Source organism: Paraburkholderia piptadeniae, from assembly GCF_900007165.1.
Taxonomy (GTDB): Bacteria; Pseudomonadota; Gammaproteobacteria; order Burkholderiales; family Burkholderiaceae; genus Paraburkholderia; species Paraburkholderia piptadeniae.
Genome location: NZ_CYGY02000034.1, coordinates 1 through 25,941 on the forward strand (window position 1 = coordinate 1; position 25,941 = coordinate 25,941).

Below are 25,941 nucleotides of genomic sequence, written 5' to 3' on the forward strand. Positions count from 1 at the left end.
AACCTCCATAAACGCCCGTTCATGTGGACGGCCACCGCCGATTCCATCCTCGAAAAAATCGGGCGTTTATGCAAAGTTATTTCTGGGACAGAACACTAGCGCGCTGATGAAATTCGACGATATAGGATGCGGACTGATAGAGGGTCGCAACTATGGAGAGTCTCATGGGATTATTCGCGCTTCGAATTGCCCGCGGCGATGCCGGCGTGCTGAGATTGCACGCATGGGGTCGGCATGTCGGCGTTCAGAGTCGCCTTTTCGGATAGGCGCAGTCGGCCAAGCACGAAGTTCTCTCCGATGAAACCGACACTAGCCGCAACCAGCACCCTCGGGCTTCCTTGTAAAAGATGTCGACACCCGCAGGCGGACTGATCGTAGGCGGTGCCGAAGACGCAAGATTATAACGGGACGACGACACACCAAGACCCAAAAGCGTGGCTCCATGGGTCCCTCTAGAAGCATACAAGGCTATCGCAAAGAAGCGCACCCGACCAGAAAGGAATAGACGACCATGACCAACGACGAATACACGTTGATGTGCCTAGCCGAATGGCTGCGAGCCATCGACAAAGATCCGGCGAAGGCGTTCGACTACGCCAAAAAGCTCGACGTCATGCGATCCCGTATAGCTGCCAATGGCAGCGGAGCCGGAATGACGGAAGCTCGTGCCGATCGAGCCGACGATGGAGATGGTCGTCGATGGTTTCGAATCCTGGCCGAATCCAACTTTCAGCAAGCAGGAAGATTGGGAAGCATACGAGGCAATGTCTGGTTGCCAGCAGGCTGCGCATAAAGCTCGACTCTGCTACGCAGCCATGCTTGCCGCCGCCCCTGCTGCTGACAGCGCGATGGCGAAGCATGCGGAGCGGTATCGGTGGCTGCGTGACATCAAGAACACTGATGCTCAGGTATTCGTTGAGATGCACAGCGGCGAAAAGCTCGATGCGGTTATCGACGCTGCTATCGCGGCATCCGCAAAGAAAGGCGACGAGTGATTACCGCGTTTTCCAGTCTCAATCTACGAGCAGGCATCACACATTGGCATAGCAATATCCCTCCGGATGGCAGCAAATCCTGGCATGACCGAAGCCGCACAACGAGTAATCCAAACAACGAGAAAACACTGGGGTATCACATGGACATCGCGAAGGGAAAACGCGTGAGCGCGACCGAGGCGGCACAGATCCTCGCCTTGCCTCGATACGCGATCAGCCGGATCGACCTTGCCGGCGAGATCATCCAGCGCTATAAGCTCGGTCACAAAACGCACGTCTACGAACTCGAATCGCTTTATAGATTCCTTGCGTCATGCCAATCGACACCATTACAAAAGCCGGCCGCCGTCGCTACCGCTGAACGTTCGAACGCGTCATCGAGGGGACTCGCATTCGAAAAACCAAATTTCTCCCTCCGGGAATTTCTGCCAAAGCAGCAGACGAGCTAGCGCGCAAGTGGGAGAGCGAGCAATATGAGATCGCCGCGGGCGCGCGCAGGCCTGTCGTGACCATCGGCGAGTGCGTAATGGCGCACTTCGCCGACAAGAGCAGCGGCTGGAAGGATGCGAAGAAACGAACGCAGATCCTCGAGAAGTGGGCGCCCGAGTTTTCGGAGCAGGACGCTCTGGAGTTGCATGAGTGGTCAAAGACGTTCGTCGGCTATCTGCGTGCATCGACGGATCATCGCGGAGTCGCAAAGCACCCGCTGACGGATGGTGCGATCCGAAACATCCCCGCGTACATTCGCGCGGCGATCAGATACGCGCACCAGGCCGGCCGGCTGGAAACGGACCAGACCGCGCGCATGGTGATTCCCGGCGTGAACAATGAGCGCCATCATTACCCGCAGCGACGCGGAATGTTGGAGATCGCGCGCGCGTGCGGGGACAGGGAAGTGCGAGCCGCAATCCGCATCGCGTTTACTCGGGCATGCGCCGCGGCGAGATCCTGCCCGCCAAGGTGACCCGAAACGGCTACTCGCTCGACGACTCGAAGAACGGGCGGCCGCGCATCATCCCGATCCACCCGCGCATCGCCGTGCTCGCCCGCCGCGTGCGGTTCACGATACCTGTCTGAAAGTTCGAGGACGGCTGGCAGGCAGCCCGCGTGGCTGCTGGCTATCCGCCCAAGAAGTTTCACGATCTACGGCACGGCGCCGCATCGGAAATGATCAACGCCGGCATCGATCTGTTCACGGTTGGCGGGGTGTTAGGCCACAAATCGACGGTGTCGACTAAGCGCTATTCGCACCTGGTCACGGACCGCCTGGAAGACGCCGTCGCGCGGATCGGGCAGAAGCGGTAAGAGCGCCGAATCGGGTTTCGGGCAGAAAAACCCACACCCCTGATTCAGTGGCTGGCGATGTGAATTTGCGGAAGGCTTATGGGGCTTGGTGGGCCGGGTGGGATTCGAACCCACGATGTCCTTTCGGAGGCGGATTATGAGTCCGCTGCCTGCAACCAGCACGGCGTCCGGCCCAACGATGCTTCACGAGGGAAGCAGGAGGGGACCAACAAAAAGACCCGGTCTGAAGGCCGGGCCTGTTCGCTGATTGGCCGACATACTACACGAAAAAAGGGCCTCCGTGATCGCTTCGCTGAACAAAACGATCGGGAAGCCCCATATGCAGATCAAGTCAGCGAGCAGTCAACGAACGCACCTCGATCAGTTGCCTTCGAGAAACGACTTCAGCTTGTCCGAGCGGCTCGGGTGACGCAGCTTGCGCAGCGCCTTTGCCTCGATCTGGCGAATGCGCTCACGCGTCACGTCGAACTGCTTGCCGACTTCTTCCAGCGTATGGTCGGTGCTCATTTCGATACCGAAACGCATGCGCAGCACCTTCGCTTCGCGCGGCGTCAGCGAATCGAGCACGTCCTTCACGACATCGCGCATGCTCGCGTGCAGCGCGGCGTCGGACGGTGCGACCGTGTTCGTGTCCTCGATGAAATCGCCGAGATGCGAATCGTCGTCGTCGCCGATGGGCGTTTCCATCGAGATCGGCTCCTTCGCGATCTTCATGATCTTGCGGATCTTGTCTTCCGGCATCTCCATCTTCTCCGCCAGCGTCGCCGGATCCGGCTCGAGGCCCGTTTCCTGCAGAATCTGACGCGAGATACGGTTCATCTTGTTGATCGTTTCGATCATGTGAACCGGGATACGAATCGTGCGCGCCTGGTCCGCGATCGAGCGCGTGATGGCCTGGCGGATCCACCACGTCGCGTACGTCGAGAACTTGTAGCCGCGTCGATATTCGAACTTGTCCACCGCCTTCATCAGGCCGATGTTGCCCTCCTGGATCAGATCGAGGAACTGCAGGCCGCGGTTCGTGTACTTCTTCGCAATCGAGATCACGAGACGCAGGTTCGCTTCCGTCATCTCGCGCTTCGCCTGACGCGCCTTCAGTTCGCCCGCCGCCATCTGGCGGTTGGTTTCCTTCAGGTCCTTCAGCGGCAGCACGACGCGCGCCTGCAAGTCGAGCAGACGTTGCTGCTGTTCGCGGATAGCGGGAACGTTACGCGACAGGATCGCGCTGTACGAGTGATTCTCGGCGACGATCTTGTCGGCCCATTCGAGGTCCGTCTCATTGCCCGGGAAACGCGCGATGAACTCGGCACGCGGCATGCCGCACTTGTCGACCACCGTGTGCAGGATCTGACGCTCGACCTGACGCACCTCGTCCACCTGCGCGCGCAGCGTATCGCACAGGCGCTCGACGGTACGCGCGGTGAAGCGGATCATCATCAGCTCGTCCTGAATCGTTTCCTGCGCCTTCAGGTAAGACTTCGACTTGTAGCCTTCCTTCTCGAACGCGCGACGCATCTTGTCGAACCATTCGCTGATCAGCGCGAATTTTTCGAGCGACAGACGCTTCAGTTCTTCGAGCTGGGCGGCGTTGGCCGTCGCTTGTGCGGCGCCATCGTCGTCTTCCTCTTCTTCGTCCTCGTCCTCTTCCGCTTCTTCGTCTTCGTTCTCGATCGCTTCGGCTTCCTGTTCGGAGAAGCCATCCGCATCTTCCGCGTTCGCGTCGATCAGACCGTCGACGAGTTCATCGATGCGGATCTCTTCGTTCGCGACACGCTCTGCCATCGCGAGGATATCGGCGATCGTGGTCGGGCACGCGGAGATGGCCATCACCATGTGCTTCAGGCCGTCTTCGATGCGCTTCGCGATTTCGATTTCGCCTTCGCGCGTGAGCAGCTCGACGGTGCCCATCTCGCGCATGTACATGCGCACCGGGTCGGTCGTGCGGCCGAACTCGGAGTCGACAGTGGAAAGCGCGACTTCCGCTTCCTCTTCCACTTCATCGTCCGACGAAGCATTGGGCGCGTTGTCGTTCAGCAGCAGCGTTTCGGCATCGGGCGCCTGCTCGTAGACGGCGACACCCATGTCGTTGAACGTGCTGATGATGCCTTCGATCGCCTCGGTTTCCGTGAAATTGTCCGGAAGGTGGTCGTTGATCTCGCCATAGGTCAGGAAGCCGCGCTCCTTGCCGAGCTTGATCAGCGCGCGCAGCTTCGAGCGTCGCTCTTCAAGCTCCTCGACGGTACCAGGCTGCGAAGACGCGAACGCGTCCTTGAGCAGCGCCTTTTCCTTTGCGCGGCGGTCGCGTGCCCTGGCCTTTTCGCCTTTGCCCGGAGCGGGGGTTGCAGCTTCTTCGCTCTGGGTTGCGTCGTCATCGACGGGTACTTCGTTCAGCTTTTTCGTCATGGAGTTCGCCATACCGGCTGTAGTCTCGACTGCCGGCTGCTGGACAACAGCCGGTTGAACCGTGGATACCAAAGACTCGCGGGCAGCCGCATCGTCCCGCGCGACATCCGCTTCCCTTTCGCTTCTGACTCCTTGCCGCTTCGCAACCGATGTCACCGACTTCGATGTCACCGATGCCGCTCTCGCGGCTGAAGAGGTCGAGGCTTTCTTCCGGGCTACTGGCGTGGCGGTTTCGGCAGACGCCTTTCTGGCGGAAGAAGCCGGCCTGGCTGCGCTGACCCTGGTGGTCTTTTTCGGCTCCTCCGAGCCTTTGCCTGTCGCCCTTTTTCCGCCTGTAGTCTTTACCATTGCAATCGCCTTTTATCGCCTTTGCCTGGAAAACAAAACCGCTGAGAACCTTTTATTATAGCACCCGGGTTTCAGCCCTTCCCTTTCACAGTCCGAGCTGACGCTTCATGTCAGCACGTTTTTTCATCAGCTCCGTCAATTCCGAAAACTCCTCAGGGGTGTGCCTCGACTGACGCGACAATTGATCCAGCCGCTCGCAATACGCGTCATAGCGCATCTTCAGAATGGCGGCTTTCAATTCCTCGCCGGCGAGGCGCTCGTGCTCGCGGCGCTCGTCGGCGACCGTCGCGTCCTCGGGATTCTTCAACAGCAGATCCCGGACGTTTTCATCATAGTCCAGAATTTCGCGGAAGATTTCCTCGAAGGTGGGGGCGTTCGCCCCGTTTCGCAACAGATCGGACAACAGCTGAAATTCCGCCGTGTCGCCCAGCCCGCGCGCATGCGTCGTCACTTCCTCGAACAGTTCGCCGTGCCGCGTAACCTGTAGCAGCGCCTGCTCTTCTTCTTCGTCGAGCGCCGCGACGATGCGCGGATGCATCACCAGATTGCGCAGCGCCCGCTGCTCGATACCCGTGACGCTGCGGCGATCTTTGCGGGCAGGCGCGCTGCGTGCTACAGCCGCGATCCGCGCATCGACTTCGCACAGAGCGGCCACTTCCTCGAACGGCACGTCGAGCCGGTCCGCGAACATGTGCATGATCTGCGCGCGCAAAGCGTTTGCGGGCAGCATCTGCAAGAGCGGCTTCGCGTCGAAGAGCGCCCGCGCGCGGCCTTCCGGTTGATCCAGCTCCTTACCGGCCAGCACCTCGTTCAGCAGGAACTGTGACAGCGGCATAGCGCGGCGCACCTGTTCCGCGAAGGCGTCAGTGCCGAATTCGCGGACATAGCTGTCGGGATCGTGCTCCGCCGGCAGGAACAGGAAGCGGATCGTTCGGTTGTCGGCGGCATGCGGCAGACACGCGTCGAGCGCGCGGCGCGCGGCGCGGCGGCCCGCCGAATCGCCGTCGAAACTGAACACGACCGTATCCGTCTGGCGCATCAGTTTCTGCACATGAATCGGCGTGCAAGCCGTGCCCAGCGTCGCGACGGCGTTCTCGAAGCCCAACTGTGCGAGCGCAACCACGTCCATATAACCTTCGACGACCAGCACGTATCCTTGTTCTCGGATCGCGAGCCGCGCCTCGAACAGCCCATACAGCTCGCTGCCTTTGTTAAATAAAGGCGTTTCGGGCGAATTCAAATACTTGGGCTCGCCGCCGTCGAGCACGCGCCCGCCAAAGCCGATCACCTGGCCTTTCACGTTGCGGATCGGGAACATCACGCGTTCGCGGAAGCGGTCGTAGCGCCGGTTCTGTCCCTGAGCATCGGACTTCTCGCTGACGATCACGAGCCCCGCCTCGACGAGGGCGTCGTCCCGATAGTTGGGGAATGCCGCTTCGAGGTTCTGCCAGCCGTCGGGCGCGTAGCCGAGGCCGAAGCGTTTCGCGATTTCGCCCGTCAGACCGCGCTTCTTGAGGTACTGGATCGCGTTCGGCGCGCCGCGCAACTGTGTGCGGTAGTAGTCGTTGGCCGTCTGCATCACGTCGGTCAGCGCCGTCGCCACGGCCTTCGATACGGCGGGCGCGTAGCCTTCGCCACCAGAACTACCGCCTCCCGAGCCGCCGCCGCGCATCGGCGCGGGCTCCTGCGGCACGGTCAGACCGACGGATTGCGCCAGCTCGTTGACAGCTTCCGGGAACGACAGCGCCGCGTGCTCCATCAGAAAGCCGATGGCCGTGCCATGCGCGCCACAGCCGAAGCAGTGATAGAACTGCTTAGTCGGACTAACGGTGAACGAAGGGCTCTTTTCGTTGTGAAACGGACAGAGTCCCATGAAGTTCGCGCCGCCCTTTTTCAACTGCACATACCGGCCGACCACGTCGACGATATCGACGCGGTTCAACAGGTCTTGCAGGAAGGAATGCGGAATCACAGTGGAGACGCGGCCTTAAAAGGAGTGAGGCACTGGGGTAAGGCACGGGCGCGAGATACGCCCACCGTGCGCGCAGCCGCGAGACAGCAAGCACGCACGGTGAAAACCAACGGCCGGCTTTATTTCGACAGCGCGGCCTTGACCTGCGCGGACACGGCCGTCATGTCGGCGCGGCCGGCGAGCTTCGGCTTCAGCACGCCCATTACCTTGCCCATGTCCTGCGGACCGGCGGCGCCGACCTGCGCGACGGCCGCCTGCACTTCGGCGGCGATTTCCGCGTCCGACAACTGCTCGGGCATATAGGCGCTCAGCACGGCCAGTTCGGCCTGTTCCTTTTCGACGAGATCGGTGCGGCCGGCCGTTTCGAACTGGGCGATCGAGTCCTTGCGCTGCTTGATCATCTTGTCGACGACGGCCGTCACGCCTGCGTCGTCCAGTTCCACGCGATCGTCCACTTCACGCTGCTTGATGGCGGCGAGGAGCAGCCGGATCGTGCCGAGGCGCTCGGTTTCGCGCGCGCGCATCGCTGCTTTCATGTCGTCGTTGATTCGGACCTTGAGACTCATCGTTCACCTGAATGCGTGGAGTTAAAAAAGCGGGTGAAGACGCGGTGCAGAGCGCAAAAACCCGCTTGGGATCGTTCCTCAAGCGGGTTAGTACCCGGGCTGGAACCCGGGTTGGTCCGGATACACAATGAATTCGCGCATCTGGATGCGGCCTTGCGGAACTCTGACCGAAACGGCCTGGGGCCGTTCGGAACCGTTCGAGGCCGGTTGCCGCAGCGCCGGCACACTTGCGCGCCGTCACCTTGTGTGAACCGCTGCTTTCGCGGAAACATCGGGCAAGAGCCGCGACTTCACGTTGAATCAGTAAAACTTCTTGGGCAGTTGCTGGCTGCGCAGACGCTTGAAATGGCGCTTCACTGCAGCCGCCTTTTTCCGCTTGCGCTCTGACGTCGGCTTTTCGTAAAACTCGCGCGCACGCAGTTCGGTCAGCAGGCCGTTCTTTTCGATCGTGCGCTTGAAGCGGCGCATCGCGACTTCAAAAGGCTCGTTTTCTTTAACGCGGATAGTCGTCATCTTTCAATAACGGAGCTTGGCAAAGAAGAGAAAGTATAGCAGGTGTTTCGCACAATCATATTTCGGTGTCAAGCCCTTATTTCACGAGCGCCTGACCCCTCGTCCCGGCGTATTCGGCGGCCGCCTGGCCTGCCGCCACGCCCGACGCCCACGCCCACTGGAAGTTGTAGCCGCCGAGCCAGCCCGTCACGTCGACGGCCTCGCCGATGAAGTACAAACCGGGCATGCGCGCGCTCATCATCGTCGCCGACGACAGCTCTCGCGTGTCGATGCCGCCGCGCGTCACCTCGGCTTTCTTGTACCCTTCGGTGCCGTTCGGCGTGAGCGTCCAGCGCGACAACGCCTCGCCGACCCGCCGCAGCGACTTGTCGGGTAGATCGGCAAGGCGCGCTTCGGCGGGCACGCCATGCGTTTGCAGCCAGACGTGCGCGAGCCGCGTCGGCACCCATTCGGCGAGCAGATTCGCGATCTGGCGCTTCGTCGCGCTTTTCGCCTCCAGCAGCGCCGCGACGGCGTCCTGCTCCGGCAGCAGGTTGATGTGCACGGGCTCGCCCGGCTGCCAGTAGCTCGAAATCTGCAGCACGCCGGGACCGGACAGCCCGCGATGCGTGAGCAGCAGGTCTTCGACGAACTCGCCGCCCGACTTCTTCGCGCCCGTCGCCAGATGCACTTCCAGCGAGACGCCCGAAAGCTCCGAAAACGGCTGCCAGTCGGCGGGAGCAAACGTGAGCGGCACAAGAGCCGGCCGCGTGTCGATCAGCTTGTGTCCGAACTGCTTCGCGAGACGATAGGCAAAATCCGTCGCGCCGATCTTCGGAATCGACAGCCCGCCCGTCGCGACGACGAGCGCGCGGGTGCGGATCGGACCGGCGCGCGTATCCAGCGTGAAGCCTTCGGAATCGGCATGGCGCACCTGCTCGACGGCGAGCGGCCGGCGCCACGCGATGTTGCCCGCGTCGCATTCGCTCTTCAGCACGTCGATGACGGCGTCGCTCGACTGGTCGCAGAACAGCTGTCCCTTGTGCTTTTCGTGCCACGTCACGCGATATTGCTTGAGCAGCGCCATGAAATCGCGCGGCGTGTAGCGCGCCAGCGCGGAGCGGCAGAAATGCGGATTCGCCGACAGATAATTCGCGGGCCCCGCGTACAGATTCGTGAAGTTGCAGCGGCCGCCGCCCGAGATGCGGATTTTTTCGGCGAGCCGCGCCCCGTGGTCGATCAGCACGACACGCCGGCCGAGCTGCCCCGCCACCGATGCGCACATCATGCCCGCCGCGCCCGCGCCGATTACGGCGATATCGAAGGATTCCATGGGGCTGCATTGTACCGGCGCGGCGGGCGGCTCCGGCGCCGCAACGCCCGCGCTGCTATACTTTCAGGTTCCTTTTTGATGCTCCGGGCGCCCTTCCCAGGCGCCCCGACTGACCCCGATTGGCGTTCGAATCATGCTCGTTCTCGGCATAGAAAGCTCCTGCGACGAAACCGGCCTCGCGCTCTACGACACCGAACGCGGCCTGCTCGCGCACGCGCTGCATTCGCAGATCGCGATGCATCGCGAATACGGCGGCGTCGTGCCGGAACTGGCGTCGCGCGACCATATCCGGCGCGCGCTGCCGCTGCTCGAAGAGGTGCTGGAGCGCTCGGGCGCCGCGCGCGGCGACATCGACGCGATCGCCTATACGCAAGGCCCGGGGCTCGCGGGAGCGCTGCTGGTCGGCGCGAGCATCGCCAATTCGCTCGCGATGGCGTGGAACAAGCCGACCATCGGCATTCATCACCTGGAAGGGCATTTGCTGTCGCCGCTGCTGGTCGATGCGCCACCGACGTTTCCGTTCGTCGCGCTGCTGGTGTCGGGCGGCCACACGCAACTGATGCGCGTCACCGACGTGGGCGTTTACGAGACGCTCGGCGAAACGCTCGACGACGCCGCCGGCGAAGCCTTCGACAAAACCGCGAAGCTGCTCGGCCTCGGCTATCCGGGCGGACCGGAAGTGTCGCGGCTCGCGGAATTCGGCACGCCGGGCGCGGTCGTGCTGCCGCGTCCGATGCTCCACTCGGGCGACCTCGATTTCAGCTTCAGCGGACTGAAGACGGCCGTGCTGACGCACGTGAAGAAGCTCGGAAGCAATGTCTGCGAGCAGGCCAAAGCCGATCTCGCGCGTGGCTTCGTCGACGCGGCCGTCGACGTGCTGGCCTCGAAGTCGCTCGCCGCGCTGAAGAAGACGAAGCTCAAGCGCCTCGTGGTGGCGGGCGGCGTCGGCGCGAACCGGCAGTTGCGCGAGGCGCTGTCCGCGGCGGCGAAGAAGCGCGGCTTCGACGTGCACTACCCGGACCTGTCGCTGTGCACCGACAACGGCGCGATGATCGCGCTCGCGGGCGCGCTGCGGCTGCAACGCTGGCCCGCGCAGGCCGCGAACGATTACGCGTTCACGGTGAAGCCGCGCTGGGATCTGTCGTCGCTGGCGCGCTGAGGCGCTTTCCTCGCGATACCGACAACGGCGCGCCATCAAACGGCGCACAACGTAAAACGGCCGCTCATTGCTGAGCGGCCGTTTGTCTGTCGAAGGCAGTGAAAGCGGTCAGGACGTGCGCTTGTCGTTCTCGATCACGGCATAGGCGCTGTGATTGTGGATCGACTCGAAGTTCTCCGCTTCGAGCACATACGCGATGATCCGCCGATCCGCGTTCAGACGTGTTGCGACATCACGCACCAGGTCTTCGACGAACTTTGGATTTTCATACGCGCGCTCGGTCACGAACTTCTCGTCGGGCCGCTTGAGCAAGCCCCACAGCTCGCACGACGCCTCGTCTTCGGCGATACGGATCAGGTCTTCAACGGGCATGTCGTCGACCAGCTCGGCGTCGATCGTCACGTGCGAGCGCTGGTTGTGCGCGCCGTACTCCGAGATTTTCTTCGAGCACGGGCACAGGCTCGTCACGGGCACCATCACCTTCAGGAACAGACGCGTCGCGCCGTTGCGCGCATCGGCCGTGAGCGTCACTTCGTAGTCCAGCAGACTTTGCACGCCCGATACGGGCGCCGTCTTGTTGACGAAGTATGGGAACGACACCTGGATGCGCCCCGCCGGTGCCTCGAGCTTTTCGAGCATCGACGCGAGCATCGCGCGAAACGCAGACGCATCGAGCGGCGCGTTGTTCTCTTCGAGCAGCGCGACGAAGCGCGACATGTGCGTGCCCTTCACGTCGGCGGGCAGATGGACATCGAGATTCCACGTGCCGATGGTCGGCTGAACGTTGCCGTCCGGCGTGCGGACCGTCAACGGATGACGCACCGCCTTCACGCCGACCCGCTGAATCGGAATCTGGCGGGTGTCGAGCGTGCTTTGCACGTCGGGCATCACGAAGGCGGGGTTCATCTGGTTCATGTTCTTGTCCTCAACTGACAGCTGACAGCGCGAATCGACGCGCAAAATGACAACCGCCGGCTTGCGCCGGCGGAGCCCAGCGGGCACGCGACCCGCCGATTCATATTGGAGTAGATGCAACGAGCCGCTTATTCGTTCCGGCGGCCCGCCATGTTAAGCGACGCGTTTCACCGACTTGCCGCTTGCGTGCTCCACAAATCGCTCGCGGATGGACTTCGCGATACCCGCGGCGTCGAGGCCGCACGACGCGAGCAGCTTGGCCGGATCTCCGTGATCGATGAAGCGATCGGGAAGCCCCAATTGTAGTACGGGCCGGATAACCCCACTCTCCACCATGGCTTCCACGCACGCGGAGCCCGCGCCGCCCATGACACAGCCCTCTTCGACCGTGACGATCGCGTCGTGGCTTTCGGCCAGCTCGCGCACGAGGTCGGCGTCGAGCGGCTTCACGAAGCGCATGTTCGCGACCGTCGCGTCGAGCTGCTCCGCGGCTGCCAGCGCCGGCGCGACCATCGTGCCGAACGCGAGAATCGCGATGCGCTTGCCGGCCGGCTGCGACGTCTCGCGGCGCACTTCGCCCTTGCCGAGCGGAATCGCGGCCATCTGCTTGACCGTCGCGACGCCCGTGCCCGCGCCGCGCGGATAACGCACGGCCGTCGGGTTCGGCTGCTGAAGCGCTGTGTACAGCATCTGACGGCATTCGTTCTCGTCCGACGCCGCCATCACCGTCATGTTCGGGATGCAGCGCAGGAACGCGAGGTCGTAGGCGCCCGCGTGCGTCGCGCCGTCCGCGCCGACGAGGCCCGCGCGATCGATTGCGAACACAACGGGAAGATTCTGCAGCGCGACGTCGTGGATCAGCTGGTCATACGCGCGTTGCAGGAACGTCGAGTAGATCGCGACGACGGGCTTGAGTCCTTCCGTCGCGAGACCGCCTGCGAACGTCACCGCGTGCTGCTCGGCAATGCCGACGTCGTAGTAGCGATCCGGGAAGCGCTTCTCGAACTCGACCATGCCCGAGCCTTCGCGCATCGCGGGCGTGATGCCGACCACGCGCGAATCGAGCTCCGCCGCGTCGCACAGCCATTCGCCGAAGACCTGCGTATAGGTCTTTTTGGCGGGCGTCGTCGACGGCTTGATGCCTTCGGCCGGATTGAACTTGCCGGGGCCGTGGTACAGCACGGGATCGGCCTCGGCGAGCTTGTAGCCCTGGCCTTTCTTCGTCACGACGTGCAGGAACTGCGGGCCGCGCAGTTCCTTGATGTTCAGCAGCGTCGGGATCAGCGAATCGAGATCGTGGCCGTCGATCGGCCCGATGTAGTTGAAGCCGAACTCTTCGAAGAGCGTGGCCGGGACGATCATGCCCTTCGCGTGCTCTTCGAGCTTGCGTGCGAGGTCAAGCACGGGCGGCGCATGGCGCAGCACGCGTTCGACACCCGCGCGCGCGGCAGCGTAGAAACGGCCCGACATCAGGCGCGCGAGATGGCGATTCAGCGCGCCCACGGGCGGCGAGATCGACATGTCGTTGTCGTTGAGGATGACGAGCAGCGGCACGTCGTCTTCGACGCCGGCGTTGTTCATCGCTTCGAAGGCCATGCCCGCCGTCATCGCGCCGTCGCCGATCACGGCGATCGCGAAGCGGTCTTCGCCGCGCAGCTTGCTGCCGATCGCCATGCCGAGCGCCGCCGAAATCGACGTGCTCGAATGCGCGGTGCCGAACGTGTCGTACGGCGACTCGTCGCGGCGCGGGAAGCCCGAGATGCCGCCGAGCTGGCGCAGCGTCGACATCTGGTCGCGGCGGCCCGTGAGGATCTTGTGAGGATAGGTCTGATGACCCACATCCCAGACGATGCGGTCGCGCGGCGTGTCGAACACGTAGTGCAGCGCGATTGTCAGTTCGACCGTACCGAGGTTGGACGACAGGTGGCCGCCCGTCTGCGATACGCTGTCGAGTACGAAGGCACGCAACTCGTCGGCAAGCGGTTGCAACTGGCGGCGATCGAGGCGGCGCAGGTCCGCGGGGTCGTCAATGGTTTTCAGCAAGTCGTACATCGTCGTTCCATTGTAGGAAAACTTACGCGCCCGCACTTCGTTCGCGCACACCCCAGAGTCTTGTGCGGGCGGCGGGCTTTCGCGTTACAGCCACTTCAGCTGACCCGGTTCACCACGAGATCAGCCAGCTCGGCGAGCCGCTGCGCGCGGGCGCCAAAGGGGGCAAGCGCATCGTGCGCGTCGCTGCGCAGTTGCGCGGCCAGCGCGCGCGACGCGTCGAGCCCGATGATCGACACATAGGTCGGCTTGCCGTCCTTTGCGTCCTTGCCGGCCGTCTTGCCGAGCGTCGCGGAATCGGTCGTGACGTCGAGAATGTCGTCGACAACCTGAAACGCAAGGCCGACGGCGGCCGAATAGGCGTCGAGCGCCTGCAGCGTCTTCGCATCGGGCGTTCCACCCGTCAGCGCACCCATCCGGACGGCCGCGCGCAGCAGCGCGCCCGTCTTCAGGCGGTGCATCGTTTCGAGCTGCGGACGCGTCAGCGTCTGTCCGACGCTCGCGAGATCGATCGCCTGGCCGCCCGCCATGCCGACCGAGCCGCTCGCGAGCGCCAGTTCGCGCACCAGCGCGGCCTGCTGCGCGGGCGCGAGCACATCGGACGTCAGCGCGACGAAAGCTTGCGACTGCAGTGCGTCTCCGACGAGCAGCGCCGTCGCTTCGTCATACTTGACGTGCACGGTGGGCTTGCCACGGCGCAGTTCGTCGTCGTCCATGCAGGGCATGTCGTCGTGAACGAGCGAATAGACGTGGATCATTTCCAGCGCCGCCGACGCCGCTTCGAGGCACTCGGCCTTCGCGTCCGTCAGCTCGCCCGCCGCGTGGCACAGCAGCGGGCGCACCCGCTTGCCGCCGCCCAGCACGGCGTAGCGCATCGCTTCATGCAGCTTTGCGGGCTCCGTCGACGTCGCCGGCAAGTAGTGTTCGAGTGCGCTCTCTACGCGGTCCAGCACCGAGCGCATCCATTGTTCGAATGTCATAGATCGTCTCCGCTGTCGGCAGCGGTTGTACCTGCTGTGTTCACGGGAAGCGGCTTGAGCGTCTCGCCATCCAGGACGCGTACCTGCTGCTCCACCTTTTCGAGCTGCTGCTGGCAGAATGCCACGAGCGCGGCGCCGCGCCGATACGCTGCCAACGACTCTTCGAGGTTGAGGGTGCCGCCTTCCATCCGCCCGACGAGTCCTTCCAGCTCCGCCAGCGCCGACTCGTAGCTCTCGGGCAGCGGGGTCTGGTCGGAACCTTCGGCGCTGGCGGGGGACAAACCCGTCGTCTCGGTCGATGCGGTCTTCGCCATGAATCGTCGCAAAATTAAAACAAGTCGGACATTCTACGGCAAAAGGAACCTTCTCGACCTGTAAGCGCACCAATCGGGGCAGGCGCGGCGCTTGCACAACACTTCCGGCAACAGAAAAGAATCCAGCGTTTTCCGCCAGAAATCGCGAACTTCGGCGACATTTTTAACCCAAATCAGGTACTTAAGCGCCCCAAGGAGGGGGAAACAGGTATAATCGCGGGCTCCCTAAATCGAATCTTCGATGGTTGGGTTGTTCACTGCTTTCACGTCTTCATCGGGAGTGGGAATGTCCAATCTGAGCAATGCATTGCAGCTGAAGGCTATCCACAGCCAGCTGCCAGTCACGGCTTACTTTGACCAGGCGCTTCACCAGCGCGAACTCGAAATCCTTTTCAAGAAAGGTCCTCGCTACGTCGGGCACGAACTCATGGTTCCCGAAGCGGGAAACTATTTTGCCCTGCCCAGCGAAAGCGAGGGACGCGTGCTCGTTCGCAACCAGCAGTCGCAAATCGAACTGCTGTCGAACGTGTGCCGCCACCGTCAGGCGATCATGCTGAACGGCCGCGGGCAGACGGAGAACATCGTCTGCCCCCTGCATCGCTGGACGTACGATCTGAACGGCCAGCTGCTCGGCGCGCCGCATTTCGCCGACAACCCCTGCCTCAACCTCGGGGCCACCTCGCTGCAAAGCTGGAACGGCCTGCTGTTCGAGTCACAGGGTCGCGACGTCGCGAAAGATCTCGCGCGTCTCGGCACGGCGAAACACTTCGACTTCGCCGACTACATGTTCGACCACGTCGAAGTGCACGAGTGCAACTACAACTGGAAGACCTTCATCGAGGTCTATCTGGAGGACTATCACGTCGTGCCGTTCCATCCGGGCCTCGGCAGCTTCGTCAACTGCGACGACCTGAAGTGGGAGTTCGGCGAGTGGTACAGCGTGCAGACGGTCGGCGTGCACAACGAGCTCGCGCGTCCGGGCAGCCCGACGTACCGAAAGTGGCACGACGAAGTGCTGCGTTATCGCGAAGGCAAGATGCCGGAATTCGGCGCGATCTGGATGGTGTACTACCCGGGCATCATGATCGAGTGGTATCCGCATGTGCTCGTCGTATCGTGGCTGATTCCGCGCGGTCCGCAGCAGACGACCAACATCGTCGAGTTCTATTACCCTGAGGAAATCGCGCTGTTCGAGCGTGACTTCGTCGAGGCGGAGCGCGCCGCGTACATGGAGACGGCGCGCGAAGACGACGAGATCGCCGAGCGCATGGACGCCGGCCGCCGCGCGCTGCTGGAGCGCGGCGAATCGCAGGTCGGTCCGTATCAGAGCCCAATGGAAGACGGCATGCAGCACTTCCACGAGTTCTTGCGGCGTCAGCTCGGCACGGTCTGAGCATTCGTCGGACGGCTATCGGCAAAGGAAGACGGGCTTCGGCCCGTCTTTTTTTGTTTAGACTACCAATATCGTTCGGCGCTGCCGAAGCCAGTCTCTCAGGAGCCGTCATGCCACACACTCACTACACCACGCTGATCTCCGCCGATAATCTCGCTGAACGTCTGGCTGCTGCGCCGGGCAGCGTCTTCATCGCCGATTGCCGCTTCGATCTCGCCGACACCGACGCCGGCGAGAAGGGCTACGCGGCGGGCCATCTGCCGCACGCGCACTATCTGCACCTCGACCGCGATCTGTCTGGCTCGAAGACGGGCACCAACGGGCGTCACCCGTTGCCCGATCGTCAGAAGCTCGTCGACCGTCTCGCCGAGCTCGGCCTCAAGCAAGGCCAACAGGTGGTCGCCTATGACGAACAGGGCGGCATGTACGCCGCGCGTCTGTGGTGGCTGCTGCGCTGGCTGGGTCACGATTCCGCCGCGCTGCTCGACGGCGGACTTCAGGCCTGGCAAGCGGCCGGTCAGCCATTGACGCAGGACGCGCCGCCCAAAGTCACGGGCGACTTCAAGGCGGGCGCCCCGCTTGCCGTGACCGTCGACGCGCAGGCTGTCGAGCGCAACCTTGGCACGCATGAGCGCGTGCTGATCGACGCGCGCGCCGCGGACCGTTATCGCGGCGAGAACGAAACGCTGGATCGCGTCGGCGGCCACATTCCGGGCGCGCGCAACCGCTACTTCAAGGACAACCTGACCGCGGACGGGCGCTTCAAGTCGGCGCACACGCTGCGCGACGAATTCGGCGCCGTCATCCCGGGCGTAGCCGCCGAGCACGTCGTGCTGCAATGCGGCTCTGGCGTCACCGCGTGCCACAACGCGCTCGCGATGGAGGTTGCCGGACTGCATGGCGCGGCGCTCTATCCGGGATCGTGGAGCGAATGGAGTTCCGATCCGGCGCGGCCGGTGGCGACGGGCGCCAATCCTTGAAACGTCGCTAGCTCTTCGCTGATCACGGCGCTTTTGCCGTGGTCAGCCTTGGCGCGTCGCCGGTATCCGCGACGCGCCTGCCTTCGAGCGGCTTCGTCGAGCGCGGTGCGCCGTGCAGGCGGAAAAAACGAACCCGAAGCCGACCCTGAAGACCTATTGCAAACAACTTTGCCACAGCTGTAAAAGACGGCCGGACAGCCCACCGCGACAGCATAAAGCCGATTCGTAGAGGAATCCGACGTTACCGCGATGCGGCCACCGCATGGTCGCGCGAAATCTGCGCGGCCGACGCAACAGCACAATCAGCCGACGCCATGCTGCTTGAACCAGGCGAGCGCCCGCTTCCAACCGTCCTCGGCATCGGCCTGCCGGTAACTCGGCCGATAGTCTGCAAAAAACGCATGCCCCGCGTCGTCATAGACGACGAACTGCGCCCCCCGCCCCGCCTGCGGCCCTTGCGCGATCGCCTGCTTCATCTTCTCCAGCGAGTCTTGGGGAATGCTCTGGTCCTGCCGTCCATACAGACCTAGAACGGGCACCTGCAGATCGGACACGCGGTCGATCGGATTGGCGGGCGTCATCGGCGTCTGGTCGCCGGCCACGCGCCCGTACCACGAAACGGCCGCCTTCAGCCGCGGATTGTGTTCCGCGTACAGCCACGCGATGCGCCCGCCCCAGCAGAAGCCGTTGACCCCGATCCGGTTCGCGTCGCCACCGTGCTGGCCTGCCCATTTGAACGTCGCGTCGAGGTCGGCGAGCACCTGAGCATCGGGCACCTTGCTCACGACTTCATCGTTGAGCTGCTGCATCGACGGATACTTCATCGGATCGCCCTGGCGTACGAAGAGATTCGGCGCAACAGCCAGATAGCCCTGCTTCGCGAAGCGCCGGCAAACGTCCGCGATATGCTCGTGCACGGCGAAAATCTCATGGATCACGATGATCACGGGCAGATGCGTCTTGCCCTTGGGCTGCGCGCGGTACGCGGGCACCAACGTATCGCCCGAGTGGATGCCGACCTCGCCCGCATCGAGCCCTTCGCTATCGGTGTGGATGGTCTGCGCGGACACGGGCAGCACGCACGCCGCAAAGCCGCTGCCGAGCGCAGCCTTGATGAAGGTACGCCGATCGAAGGGCACGTGGGGAACGAGACTGTCGACTTCTGGCTTCAGCATGCGGTGCTCCTTGGTGAAAGGACAAGGGTGAACGGCAAGGAAGGCAAGCAAAGATCTTGTAGCGAACCGGAGTAGGTGCTCTGCATGGGGCTGGAGTAAGTGCTAAAGCACTAACTCCAGCCGACAGCTCAAGCGCCAACTCCGGTCGACACAGGATACGCGCAAGTGCATTCCGTTGCAGAAGCATCGACCGGCAATCAGTGGAGCTTCACGCGCGGCAGTGTAGTGCGCCGCAGCCAATGCGCGAACGTATCGAGCACCATCCGCGCGTAGCCATGCAGCGCCGCGATATGCAGCCGGTACAGCGACATGTACATGAAGCGAGCGAAAAGCCCTTCGATCAGCATGTTGCCGCCGATCACGCCGCCCATCAGATTGCCGACGGCGCTGAAGTGCCCAAGCGACACCAGCGAGCCGAAGTCGTGATACGTGAACTCGGGCAGCGGCCGGTTTTCGAGCAAATTGCCGAACGCGCGCAGCAGAAAGCTCGCCTGCTGATGCGCGGCCTGCGCGCGAGGCGGCACGTTGCGCTCGTTGCCGGGCCACGGACATGCGGCGCAATCGCCGAGCGCAAACACGTTGTCGTCGATTTGAGTCTGCAGCGTGCGGCGCACCTGCAACTGGCCGAGCCGGTTCACGGGCAAGCCGTCGAGCTGGCTCAATACAGGCGGCGCCTTGATGCCCGCGGCCCACACGGTCAGGTCGGCGCGCACGGTCTTGCCGCTTGCCGTGCGCACGAGGCCCGGCGCGACTTCCGCAACCGTCTCGCCCACCATCAACTTCACGCCCAGCTTTTGCAGCAGTTCAGCCGTCGCCGTCGATACGCGCTCCTGAAGCGCCGGCAAAATGCGCGGCCCCGCTTCGACCAACACGATGCCGACGTCATGACGCGGATCGAGCTTATGCAGCCCGTACGCGGACAGCACCTGCGCCGTATTGCGCAGTTCCGCCGACAGTTCGACACCCGTTGCGCCGCCGCCAACGATCGCGACCTGGATGCGCGGCTCCGTCGATGCGTGCGTGCCGGGATTTGACTCGACGGGCTCATGCGCCTGATGCTCGGCACGCATGCAGGCGGCAATGAGGCGCTTGCGAAAGCGCTCGGCCTGTTGGACGGTGTCGAGCGCGAGCGAATATTCCGGCGCGCCTTTCACGCCGAAGAAATGCGTGGTGCTGCCGATCGCGACGACGAGCGTGTCGTATTCGAGCACGCGTTCGGGCAGAAGCTCGGCGCCGTCGTCGTCGAGCACGCGGCCGAGCGTGATGCGTTTCGCGGTGCGATCGAGCGCGGTCAGTTCGCCTTGCTGGAATTCGAAGCCGTGCCAGCGCGCCTGCGCCGCGTATTCGAGTTCCTGCGTAAAAGGGTCCATGCTGCCCGCCGCGACTTCATGCAGCAGCGGTTTCCAGATATGCGTCGGATAACGGTCGACCAGCGTGACCTGCGCGAGCGGCACGCCATTGCTCTTCTTGCGCGCATAACGGTCGCCGAGCCGCGTCGCCAGCTCGAGACCGCCCGCACCTCCACCCACGACGACAAAACGATGCATCAGGACTCTCCGTATGAAACGACAAGTTGTGCGTCGATGCGGCTCGCTTCGCGCGTGTGCGGCCGCTTTTGTTTTTTTGTTATTCGCGTTCTGTCGATTGTCGGCGACCAGCGGGACAAGTCACAAGTCCGTCATGTGCGACTGTGACTTGCGAACGACGATACCCCGCTCGTCGTTCGGCTCATTGTCCCGTTGACCTGGAGAAGCAACAATGCTGTGTCAGTGTGTCGTGGCACGCATAGCTGGCATGTCAGTGCGCTTCTTCCCAGTTCGCGCCCGCGCCCACTTCGGCAACGAGCGGCACCTTCAGTTGCGCGACGCCGCACATCAGTTCCGGCAAGCGCTTGCGGACATAGGAGAGCTCGGCGTCCGGCACTTCGAGAATCAGTTCGTCGTGCACCTGCATGATCATGCGCGTGCCGATGCCCGACTCCTCGATCCACTTCTGCACCGCGATCATCGACATCTTGATCAGGTCGGCGGCCGTGCCCTGCATCGGCGCATTGATCGCGGCGCGCTCCGCGGCCTGGCGGCGCGGGCCGTTGCCGCCGTTGATCTCGGGCAGCCACAGACGCCGGCCGAACACGGTCTCGACGTAACCCTTCGCCTTCGCGCTCGAACGCGTGTTCTCCATGTACGCGGCGACGCCCGGATAACGCGCGAAATAGCGGTCGATATAAAGCTTCGCGGCATCGCGCGTGATGCCGAGGTTCGATGCAAGACCGAACGAGCTCATCCCGTAGATCAAGCCGAAGTTGATGACCTTCGCGATGCGCCGCTGATCGTTCGACACTTCGAGCGGCGTCACGCTGAACACTTCGGATGCCGTAGCGCGGTGAATGTCTTCGCCCTGCTTGAATGCGCGCAGCAGCGCTTCATCGCCGGAGATATGCGCCATGATCCGCAACTCGATCTGCGAGTAGTCCGCCGACACGAGCTTGTGGCCGGGCGGCGCGATGAACGCTTCGCGGATGCGGCGGCCTTCACCCGTGCGCACGGGAATGTTCTGCAGATTCGGATCGTTCGATGCGAGGCGCCCCGTCACCGCGACGGCCTGCGCATAGTTCGTGTGCACGCGGCCTGTGGTCGCGTTGACCATGCGCGGCAGCTTGTCCGTGTATGTCGACTTCAGCTTCGACAGGCCGCGATGCTCGAGCAAAATTTTCGGCAGCGGAAAATCTTCGGCGAGCTTTTGCAGCACTTCTTCGTCGGTGGACGGCGCGCCGCTCGGCGTCTTCTTGATGACGGGCAACTCCAGCCTTTCGAAAAAGATCTGCCCGATCTGCTTCGGCGAACCGAGATTGAATTCGCCGCCCGCCAGTTCATAGGCCTCTTTTTCGAGTTCGACGAGACGCGTCGCGATCTCGTTGCTCTGCACGCGCAGCTTTTCCGCGTCGATCAGCACGCCGTTGCGCTCCATCTTGCGCAGCACGCGCGACGTCGGCACTTCGATGTTCCGGTACACGTGATCGAGCGGCACTTCCGCGGCGATCTGCGGGAACAGCGCATGATGCAGGCGCAGCGTGATGTCGGCATCTTCGGCCGCGTATTCAGAGGCCTTGTCGAGCGACACTTCATCGAAGCCGATCTGCGATGCGCCCTTGCCCGCCACGTCCTCGTACTTGATCGTCGTGAGGCCGAGATGGCGCAACGCGAGGTTGTCCATGTCATGCGGACGATGCGATTCGAGCACGTACGACTGCAGCAGCGTGTCGTGCTCGATGCCGTTCATCGCGATGCCGTAATTCGCGAGCACCTGCTCGTCGTACTTCACATGCTGGCCGACCTTCTTCTTGTCCGCGCTTTCGAGCCACGGCTTGAGCTTCGCGAGCACTTCGTCGCGCGGCAATTGCACGGGCGCATCCGGCCCGCGATGCGCAAGCGGAATATACGCGGCCTTGCCCGCTTCGACCGCAATCGAAATGCCGACGATCTGCGCGATCATCGGATCGAGCGATGTGGTCTCGGTATCGAACGACGTGATGTCGGCGGCGTCGAGCTTCGCGAGCCATGCGTCGAGCTGCTCCCACGTCTGCACGGTGTCGTACTCGCGCACGTTCTCGCCATCGACGGTCGGCGCGGGCGGCACATCCGTCTCGGGCCCTTCGACGGCATCGGCGATTTCCACTTCGCGCAGCCACGTCTTGAAGCCGTGACGCGTGAAGATGTCGCGCAGTTCTTCGCGCGCTTCGGGGCGCGTGGCGAGCGTCTCTTCGAACGAGTTCACGTGCCCGGTCAGATCGCAATCCGTCTCGACCGTGACGAGCTTTTTCGCCATCGGCAGGAAATCGAGCGCACGTCGCAGATTGTCTCCTACCGCACCTTTGATTTCATCCGCGTGTGCGACGATGCCATCGAGGGTCTCGAATTGTGTGAGCCATTTGAGCGCGGTCTTCGGGCCGCATTTCTCGACGCCCGGCACGTTGTCGACGGTATCGCCGATCAGCGACAGGTAGTCGACGATGCGTTCGGGCGGCACGCCGAACTTCGCAACGACGCCTTCGCGGTCGAGCTTCTCATTCGTCATCGTATTGATGAGGGTGACATGATCCGTCACGAGCTGCGCCAGATCCTTGTCCCCCGTGGATACGATCACGTTCATGCCGCGCTGTTCCGCGCGCCGCGCGAGCGTGCCGATCACGTCGTCGGCCTCGACGCCTTCGATCATCAGCAGCGGCCAGCCGAGCGAGCGCACGGCGACGTGAATCGGCTCGATCTGCTTGGCCAGATCTTCAGGCATCGACGGACGGTGCGCCTTGTATTGCGGATACCAGTCGTCGCGAAACGTCTTGCCTTTGGCATCGAACACGCACGCGCTATACTCTGCCGTAACTTCCTTGCGCATACGGCGCAGCATGTTGATGATTCCGTAGAGCGCACCTGTTGGTCCGCCATCTGGACCGCGCAGATCAGGCATCGCATGGTAGGCCCGGTACAGATAACTCGAACCGTCAACCAATAGCAGGGTCTTACCTTCCAGGTTCTGTTCTTCAGGCATTATGACTAAGAGAAAAGTGATTCCGAGTCTGCGATCGCTCGCAGATCAAGAGCGCGCAACAGCCAAGAAGGCCCGCGCATCGTGGCAGATGTTCACGATTATGGCAGAGTTTATCGAGGCGACCGAGTACCTGTCGGAGATCCGCCCGGCCGTGAGCATCTACGGTTCGGCACGTCTGAAACCGAACTCGCCGTACTACAAACTGGCCACCACTATTGCACGCAAGCTCTCCGACGCCGGCTTCGCGGTGATCTCCGGCGGCGGCCCCGGCATCATGGAAGCGGCCAACAAGGGCGCGCATGCAGGCAAGGCGCCGTCCGTCGGCCTGAACATCGAATTGCCTCACGAGCAATCGGGCAACCAGTGGCAGGACATCTCGCTGCGCTTCCGCCACTTCTTCACGCGCAAGGTCACGTTCGTGAAGAACTCGGATGCCGTCATCGTGATGCCGGGAGGCTTCGGCACGCTCGACGAACTCGCCGAAGTGCTCACGCTGATTCAAACGAAGAAGTCGCGGCATGTGCCCATCATTCTCGTCGGCGCGGAGTTCTGGAAGGGCCTGCTCGGCTGGTTCGAAGCGCAACTGGTGCCGATGGGCCTCATCAATCCCGAGGACATGAACCTGATGCAGGTGATCGACGAGCCCGACCAGGTGCTCGAAGCCGTGCTCGCGTTCTACGAAGAGCGCGAAGAGCCCGAAGCGCATCCCGTGAAGTCGGACGAAGACCGGATGTTCTACCTGTGATGGCCTGAAGCGTGCATGGCGGACAGTGCGTTGCGTTGTCCGCCATCACCGCTATCGCGACGCGACATGCGTCTTGCCGTGTGTCGTTGCCGGCGTATTAACTTCCGCTCCTGTTTCCGCTTTCGTCTGCGCCGCCTGTGCTTCGAGCCAGCGGCAAAACTGCCCGACTAGCGGCGCATTCGCCACTTCGCGCCGCGCAACCCACCAGTAGCCGCGCGCGCCGATGCGCGGTCCTTTTAGCGGCATCACCAGCCGCCCCGACGCCAGTTCGTCGTCGAGCAGCGGCATCGGTCCGAGCGCGACGCCCAGGCCATCCACGGCCGCCTGCAACGCCAGATAGAAGTGATCGAATGACTGCTTCTTGCGGCACTTCGCGGTGACGCCCGCCGCGTGCAGCCAGTGCTGCCATGCGTCCGGCCGCGTATCCGAATGCAGCAGCACATGACGCGCGAGATCGTCGGCCGTGTGAATCGGCGAGCGCTGCAACAGCGCGGGACTGCACACGGGAAGTTCGCTTTCTTCGAGAAACTGTCCGCTTGCGCAATTGGACCAGTGCGCGGGCCCGCGCCGCACGGCGACGTCGAAGCTGTCGAGCGTTTCGACGGGCGCATTCGACGTCGATAGCCGAAGCTCGACATTCGGCGCCATCCGCTGAAACTGCGAAAGCCGCGGCAGCAGCCACTTCATCGCGAACGTCGGCAGCGCGTTCACGCGCAACACGTGCACGACGCCCGTGTCGCGTAATTGATCGGTCGCGGCGGCGATGCTGTCGAACGCGGCCTGCACCGTCGACAGATAGCGGCGGCCGTCTTCCGTCAGCCGCACCCGCTTGCCGATACGATGAAACACCTGCACGCCGACCCATGCCTCGAACGCGGCAACCTGACGGCTGATTGCACCGTGCGTCACATGAAGCTCGTCCGCGGCGGACGTGAAGCTGTCGTGCCGCGCCGCGGCCTCGAAGGCGCGCAGCGCCGGGAAAGGGGGAAGCTTGCGGTTCGTCCTTGCATTCATCCTTGTGATTCTAGATCACAAGGATGTGCCCGAGAAATCGTTTTGCGCCGCCTGGAATCGGCGCTAATCTTCACGCCTTGTACTGAATAGTGAACGCGATGGATCAGCACCCCGACGCGCCGGAGCATGCGCCCCCTCCGACCACGCGCGAAATCTTCATGGGCTTTCTGGGCCTCGGCCTGACTTCGTTCGGCGGCGCACTGCCGCTCGCACGGCGGACCATCGTCGAACAGCGCCGTTGGCTGACGGCCGCCGAATTCACCGATCTGCTCGGCCTGTGCCAGTTCCTGCCGGGCGGCAACGTGATCAATCTTTCGGTGGCTCTGGGCATGCGCTTTCGCGGCCTGCGCGGCGCGCTGGCGGGCATTCTCGGACTGATCGCCGGGCCGTCGCTCGTCGTGATCGCACTGGGCGTGATCTACGAGCGCACGCAGAACGATCCGCACATCAGGCATCTGTTCGCCGGACTCGCGGCAGCGGCAGCCGGCCTGCTGATCGCGATGGCCGTCAAGATTCTGCTGCCGCTGCGCCACGACCCGAGGGCCGCGACGATCGCCGCGCTGGGCTTCGTCGCGATCGCATTGCTGCGCTTCCCGCTGCTGCCGACGATGCTCGTGCTGACGCCGCTCAGCATCTACATGGCGTCGCGCGTGGCGAAAGCCGATGCAGCCGCGGCGCGGACGCAAACGCCACGTCGCCAGAACGAGGTGTCGAAATGACCGATACGTTGATCGCGCTCGCCGTCATCTTCAGCCAGCTATCGCTGCTCGCGTTCGGTGGCGGCAACACCATCTTGCCGGAGATGCAGCGGCAGGTCGTCGAGGTGCATCACTGGATGCCCGCGAGCGAATTCAGCGCGCTCTTCGCGCTCGCGCAGGCCGCGCCGGGGCCGAACATGATGGTCGTGACGCTCGTCGGCTGGCATGTGGCGGGCTGGGCGGGGATGCTCGTGACGTCGCTCGCGAAGTTCGGACCGTCGTCCGTCGTCACGCTGCTCGCGATGCATGCGTGGAACCGCTTCAAGGACCGCCCGTGGCGGCGCATCGCGCAGAAGGGGCTCGTGCCCGTGACGGCGGGCCTGGTCGCGGCGAGCGCAGTTCTGATCGCGCAGGCGTCGGACACGTCGTGGCTCGCTTGGGTCATCACGGGCACATGCGCGGTGCTCGCGTTCAGGACGCGCATTCATCCTTTGTGGCTGCTCGGAGCCGGCGCGCTTGCGGGGCTCGCCGGACTCTCCTTCGTCGGCTGGTAAGCGCGC

The 25,941-nt window shown here is 63.2% G+C and carries 24 protein-coding genes and 1 tRNA gene; 11 read left to right on the forward strand and 14 right to left on the reverse strand.

The window, feature by feature from the left end; all coding sequences use genetic code 11:
- The first annotated feature begins 683 nt into the window (after positions 1–683).
- From BN2476_RS18345 to BN2476_RS48275, 4 genes are all read left to right on the forward strand, one after another.
- Positions 684–995, forward strand: a complete 312-nt coding sequence (locus BN2476_RS18345) for a hypothetical protein (protein ID WP_143810987.1) — start codon at positions 684–686, stop codon at positions 993–995.
- A 140-nt stretch (positions 996–1,135) separates the two neighbouring features.
- Positions 1,136–1,444: a hypothetical protein gene (locus BN2476_RS48265; RefSeq protein WP_235850870.1), complete on the forward strand. Its 309-nt coding sequence runs from the start codon at positions 1,136–1,138 to the stop codon at positions 1,442–1,444.
- Between the two features lie 430 nt (positions 1,445–1,874).
- Positions 1,875–2,072, forward strand: a complete 198-nt coding sequence (locus tag BN2476_RS48270) for a site-specific integrase (protein WP_235850871.1) — start codon at positions 1,875–1,877, stop codon at positions 2,070–2,072.
- Between the two features lie 30 nt (positions 2,073–2,102).
- Positions 2,103–2,300 carry a tyrosine-type recombinase/integrase gene (locus BN2476_RS48275; RefSeq protein WP_235850872.1) on the forward strand — a complete coding sequence of 66 codons (198 nt, stop codon included), beginning with the start codon at positions 2,103–2,105 and terminating at the stop codon, positions 2,298–2,300.
- 86 nt (positions 2,301–2,386) lie between these two features.
- Here the strand turns inward: BN2476_RS48275 and BN2476_RS18355 are convergent.
- Together BN2476_RS18355 and rpoD are read right to left on the reverse strand one after the other, a co-directional pair.
- A tRNA-Ile gene (locus tag BN2476_RS18355) sits at positions 2,387–2,474 on the reverse strand.
- 186 nt (positions 2,475–2,660) lie between these two features.
- Positions 2,661–4,703 carry an RNA polymerase sigma factor RpoD gene (gene rpoD, locus BN2476_RS18360; RefSeq protein ID WP_235850873.1) on the reverse strand — a complete coding sequence of 681 codons (2,043 nt, stop codon included), beginning with the start codon at positions 4,701–4,703 and terminating at the stop codon, positions 2,661–2,663.
- A gap of 61 nt (positions 4,704–4,764) precedes the next feature.
- Between rpoD and BN2476_RS48280 the strand changes: the two genes are divergently transcribed.
- Entirely contained in the window at positions 4,765–5,112 is a 348-nt protein-coding gene (locus BN2476_RS48280) for a hypothetical protein (protein ID WP_235850874.1), read from the forward strand.
- 24 nt (positions 5,113–5,136) lie between these two features.
- On the opposite strand, the gene dnaG is transcribed toward BN2476_RS48280, so the two are convergent.
- The 4 genes from dnaG to BN2476_RS18380 form a co-directional block, all read right to left on the reverse strand.
- Positions 5,137–7,023 (reverse strand): DNA primase, encoded by a 1,887-nt coding sequence (gene dnaG, locus BN2476_RS18365; protein ID WP_087735598.1) that lies wholly within the window; start codon positions 7,021–7,023, stop codon positions 5,137–5,139.
- Positions 7,024–7,142: 119 nt separating this feature from the next.
- Positions 7,143–7,589 carry a GatB/YqeY domain-containing protein gene (locus BN2476_RS18370; protein WP_087735599.1) on the reverse strand — a complete coding sequence of 149 codons (447 nt, stop codon included), beginning with the start codon at positions 7,587–7,589 and terminating at the stop codon, positions 7,143–7,145.
- Between the two features lie 300 nt (positions 7,590–7,889).
- Positions 7,890–8,102: a 30S ribosomal protein S21 gene (gene rpsU / locus BN2476_RS18375; protein WP_012403240.1), complete on the reverse strand. Its 213-nt coding sequence runs from the start codon at positions 8,100–8,102 to the stop codon at positions 7,890–7,892.
- Between the two features lie 76 nt (positions 8,103–8,178).
- On the reverse strand, positions 8,179–9,414 hold the full coding sequence (locus BN2476_RS18380; protein ID WP_087735600.1) for a BaiN/RdsA family NAD(P)/FAD-dependent oxidoreductase: 1,236 nt from the start codon (positions 9,412–9,414) through the stop codon (positions 8,179–8,181).
- Positions 9,415–9,547: 133 nt separating this feature from the next.
- Here BN2476_RS18380 and tsaD point away from each other — a divergent pair, with 133 nt between their 5' ends.
- Complete coding sequence (tsaD, locus tag BN2476_RS18385) at positions 9,548–10,573, forward strand: tRNA (adenosine(37)-N6)-threonylcarbamoyltransferase complex transferase subunit TsaD (protein WP_087735601.1); 1,026 nt, start codon at positions 9,548–9,550, stop codon at positions 10,571–10,573.
- A gap of 108 nt (positions 10,574–10,681) precedes the next feature.
- Here tsaD and folE2 read toward each other — a convergent pair whose 3' ends face one another.
- The 4 genes from folE2 to BN2476_RS18405 all read right to left on the reverse strand — a co-directional run bounded on the left by folE2 (position 10,682) and on the right by BN2476_RS18405 (position 14,831).
- Positions 10,682–11,488 (reverse strand): GTP cyclohydrolase FolE2, encoded by an 807-nt coding sequence (gene folE2, locus BN2476_RS18390; protein ID WP_087735602.1) that lies wholly within the window; start codon positions 11,486–11,488, stop codon positions 10,682–10,684.
- A 153-nt stretch (positions 11,489–11,641) separates the two neighbouring features.
- Positions 11,642–13,540, reverse strand: coding sequence for a 1-deoxy-D-xylulose-5-phosphate synthase (dxs, locus tag BN2476_RS18395; protein WP_087735691.1), 1,899 nt, complete (start codon positions 13,538–13,540; stop codon positions 11,642–11,644).
- A 95-nt stretch (positions 13,541–13,635) separates the two neighbouring features.
- Complete coding sequence (locus tag BN2476_RS18400) at positions 13,636–14,517, reverse strand: polyprenyl synthetase family protein (RefSeq protein WP_087735603.1); 882 nt, start codon at positions 14,515–14,517, stop codon at positions 13,636–13,638.
- Positions 14,514–14,831 carry an exodeoxyribonuclease VII small subunit gene (locus tag BN2476_RS18405; protein WP_162497882.1) on the reverse strand — a complete coding sequence of 106 codons (318 nt, stop codon included), beginning with the start codon at positions 14,829–14,831 and terminating at the stop codon, positions 14,514–14,516. Before BN2476_RS18405 ends, BN2476_RS18400 begins: the two co-directional genes overlap by 4 nt.
- 286 nt (positions 14,832–15,117) lie before the next feature.
- On the opposite strand from BN2476_RS18405, the gene BN2476_RS18410 reads away from it, so the two are divergent.
- On the forward strand, positions 15,118–16,224 hold the full coding sequence (locus tag BN2476_RS18410) for an aromatic ring-hydroxylating oxygenase subunit alpha (RefSeq protein WP_087735604.1): 1,107 nt from the start codon (positions 15,118–15,120) through the stop codon (positions 16,222–16,224).
- A 110-nt stretch (positions 16,225–16,334) separates the two neighbouring features.
- Positions 16,335–17,204, forward strand: a complete 870-nt coding sequence (locus tag BN2476_RS18415) for a sulfurtransferase (RefSeq protein WP_087735605.1) — start codon at positions 16,335–16,337, stop codon at positions 17,202–17,204.
- Positions 17,205–17,506: 302 nt separating this feature from the next.
- Here BN2476_RS18415 and BN2476_RS18420 read toward each other — a convergent pair whose 3' ends face one another.
- The 3 genes from BN2476_RS18420 to polA all read right to left on the reverse strand — a co-directional run bounded on the left by BN2476_RS18420 (position 17,507) and on the right by polA (position 22,924).
- Positions 17,507–18,379, reverse strand: a complete 873-nt coding sequence (locus BN2476_RS18420; protein WP_087735606.1) for a dienelactone hydrolase family protein — start codon at positions 18,377–18,379, stop codon at positions 17,507–17,509.
- Positions 18,380–18,576: 197 nt separating this feature from the next.
- On the reverse strand, positions 18,577–19,926 hold the full coding sequence (locus tag BN2476_RS18425; protein WP_087735607.1) for an NAD(P)/FAD-dependent oxidoreductase: 1,350 nt from the start codon (positions 19,924–19,926) through the stop codon (positions 18,577–18,579).
- Positions 19,927–20,176: 250 nt separating this feature from the next.
- On the reverse strand, positions 20,177–22,924 hold the full coding sequence (gene polA, locus BN2476_RS18430) for a DNA polymerase I (RefSeq protein ID WP_087735608.1): 2,748 nt from the start codon (positions 22,922–22,924) through the stop codon (positions 20,177–20,179).
- Between the two features lies 1 nt (position 22,925).
- Between polA and BN2476_RS18435 the strand changes: the two genes are divergently transcribed.
- Positions 22,926–23,669, forward strand: a complete 744-nt coding sequence (locus BN2476_RS18435; protein ID WP_087735609.1) for an LOG family protein — start codon at positions 22,926–22,928, stop codon at positions 23,667–23,669.
- A gap of 51 nt (positions 23,670–23,720) precedes the next feature.
- Here BN2476_RS18435 and BN2476_RS18440 read toward each other — a convergent pair whose 3' ends face one another.
- Complete coding sequence (locus BN2476_RS18440) at positions 23,721–24,683, reverse strand: transcriptional regulator GcvA (RefSeq protein ID WP_087735610.1); 963 nt, start codon at positions 24,681–24,683, stop codon at positions 23,721–23,723.
- A 98-nt stretch (positions 24,684–24,781) separates the two neighbouring features.
- Between BN2476_RS18440 and BN2476_RS18445 the strand changes: the two genes are divergently transcribed.
- Both BN2476_RS18445 and BN2476_RS18450 read left to right on the forward strand, forming a co-directional pair.
- The gene (locus BN2476_RS18445) at positions 24,782–25,402 is read left to right on the forward strand and encodes a chromate transporter (protein WP_087735611.1); all 621 of its coding nucleotides are present in this window, start codon (positions 24,782–24,784) and stop codon (positions 25,400–25,402) included.
- Complete coding sequence (locus BN2476_RS18450; protein ID WP_087735612.1) at positions 25,399–25,935, forward strand: chromate transporter; 537 nt, start codon at positions 25,399–25,401, stop codon at positions 25,933–25,935. Before BN2476_RS18445 ends, BN2476_RS18450 begins: the two co-directional genes overlap by 4 nt.
- Positions 25,936–25,941: the final 6 nt, after the last annotated feature.

What these genes read in the sequence shown, in the direction of transcription:
- rpsU (WP_012403240.1), bottom strand. Translation starts at nt 8,102, where the DNA reads ATGACGACTATCCGCGTTAAAGAAAACGAGCCTTTTGAAGTCGCGATG.
- BN2476_RS18420 (WP_087735606.1), bottom strand. Translation starts at nt 18,379, where the DNA reads ATGCTGAAGCCAGAAGTCGACAGTCTCGTTCCCCACGTGCCCTTCGAT.
- BN2476_RS18370 (WP_087735599.1), bottom strand. Translation starts at nt 7,589, where the DNA reads ATGAGTCTCAAGGTCCGAATCAACGACGACATGAAAGCAGCGATGCGC.
- tsaD (WP_087735601.1), top strand. Translation starts at nt 9,548, where the DNA reads ATGCTCGTTCTCGGCATAGAAAGCTCCTGCGACGAAACCGGCCTCGCG.
- BN2476_RS18410 (WP_087735604.1), top strand. Translation starts at nt 15,118, where the DNA reads ATGTCCAATCTGAGCAATGCATTGCAGCTGAAGGCTATCCACAGCCAG.
- BN2476_RS18445 (WP_087735611.1), top strand. Translation starts at nt 24,782, where the DNA reads ATGGATCAGCACCCCGACGCGCCGGAGCATGCGCCCCCTCCGACCACG.
- BN2476_RS18440 (WP_087735610.1), bottom strand. Translation starts at nt 24,683, where the DNA reads ATGAATGCAAGGACGAACCGCAAGCTTCCCCCTTTCCCGGCGCTGCGC.
- rpoD (WP_235850873.1), bottom strand. Translation starts at nt 4,703, where the DNA reads ATGACGAAAAAGCTGAACGAAGTACCCGTCGATGACGACGCAACCCAG.
- BN2476_RS18435 (WP_087735609.1), top strand. Translation starts at nt 22,926, where the DNA reads ATGACTAAGAGAAAAGTGATTCCGAGTCTGCGATCGCTCGCAGATCAA.
- BN2476_RS18425 (WP_087735607.1), bottom strand. Translation starts at nt 19,926, where the DNA reads ATGCATCGTTTTGTCGTCGTGGGTGGAGGTGCGGGCGGTCTCGAGCTG.
- BN2476_RS18380 (WP_087735600.1), bottom strand. Translation starts at nt 9,414, where the DNA reads ATGGAATCCTTCGATATCGCCGTAATCGGCGCGGGCGCGGCGGGCATG.
- folE2 (WP_087735602.1), bottom strand. Translation starts at nt 11,488, where the DNA reads ATGAACCAGATGAACCCCGCCTTCGTGATGCCCGACGTGCAAAGCACG.
- BN2476_RS18415 (WP_087735605.1), top strand. Translation starts at nt 16,335, where the DNA reads ATGCCACACACTCACTACACCACGCTGATCTCCGCCGATAATCTCGCT.
- BN2476_RS48265 (WP_235850870.1), top strand. Translation starts at nt 1,136, where the DNA reads ATGGACATCGCGAAGGGAAAACGCGTGAGCGCGACCGAGGCGGCACAG.
- polA (WP_087735608.1), bottom strand. Translation starts at nt 22,924, where the DNA reads ATGCCTGAAGAACAGAACCTGGAAGGTAAGACCCTGCTATTGGTTGAC.
- BN2476_RS18345 (WP_143810987.1), top strand. Translation starts at nt 684, where the DNA reads ATGGAGATGGTCGTCGATGGTTTCGAATCCTGGCCGAATCCAACTTTC.
- dxs (WP_087735691.1), bottom strand. Translation starts at nt 13,540, where the DNA reads ATGTACGACTTGCTGAAAACCATTGACGACCCCGCGGACCTGCGCCGC.
- BN2476_RS18450 (WP_087735612.1), top strand. Translation starts at nt 25,399, where the DNA reads ATGACCGATACGTTGATCGCGCTCGCCGTCATCTTCAGCCAGCTATCG.
- BN2476_RS18400 (WP_087735603.1), bottom strand. Translation starts at nt 14,517, where the DNA reads ATGACATTCGAACAATGGATGCGCTCGGTGCTGGACCGCGTAGAGAGC.
- BN2476_RS18405 (WP_162497882.1), bottom strand. Translation starts at nt 14,831, where the DNA reads ATGGCGAAGACCGCATCGACCGAGACGACGGGTTTGTCCCCCGCCAGC.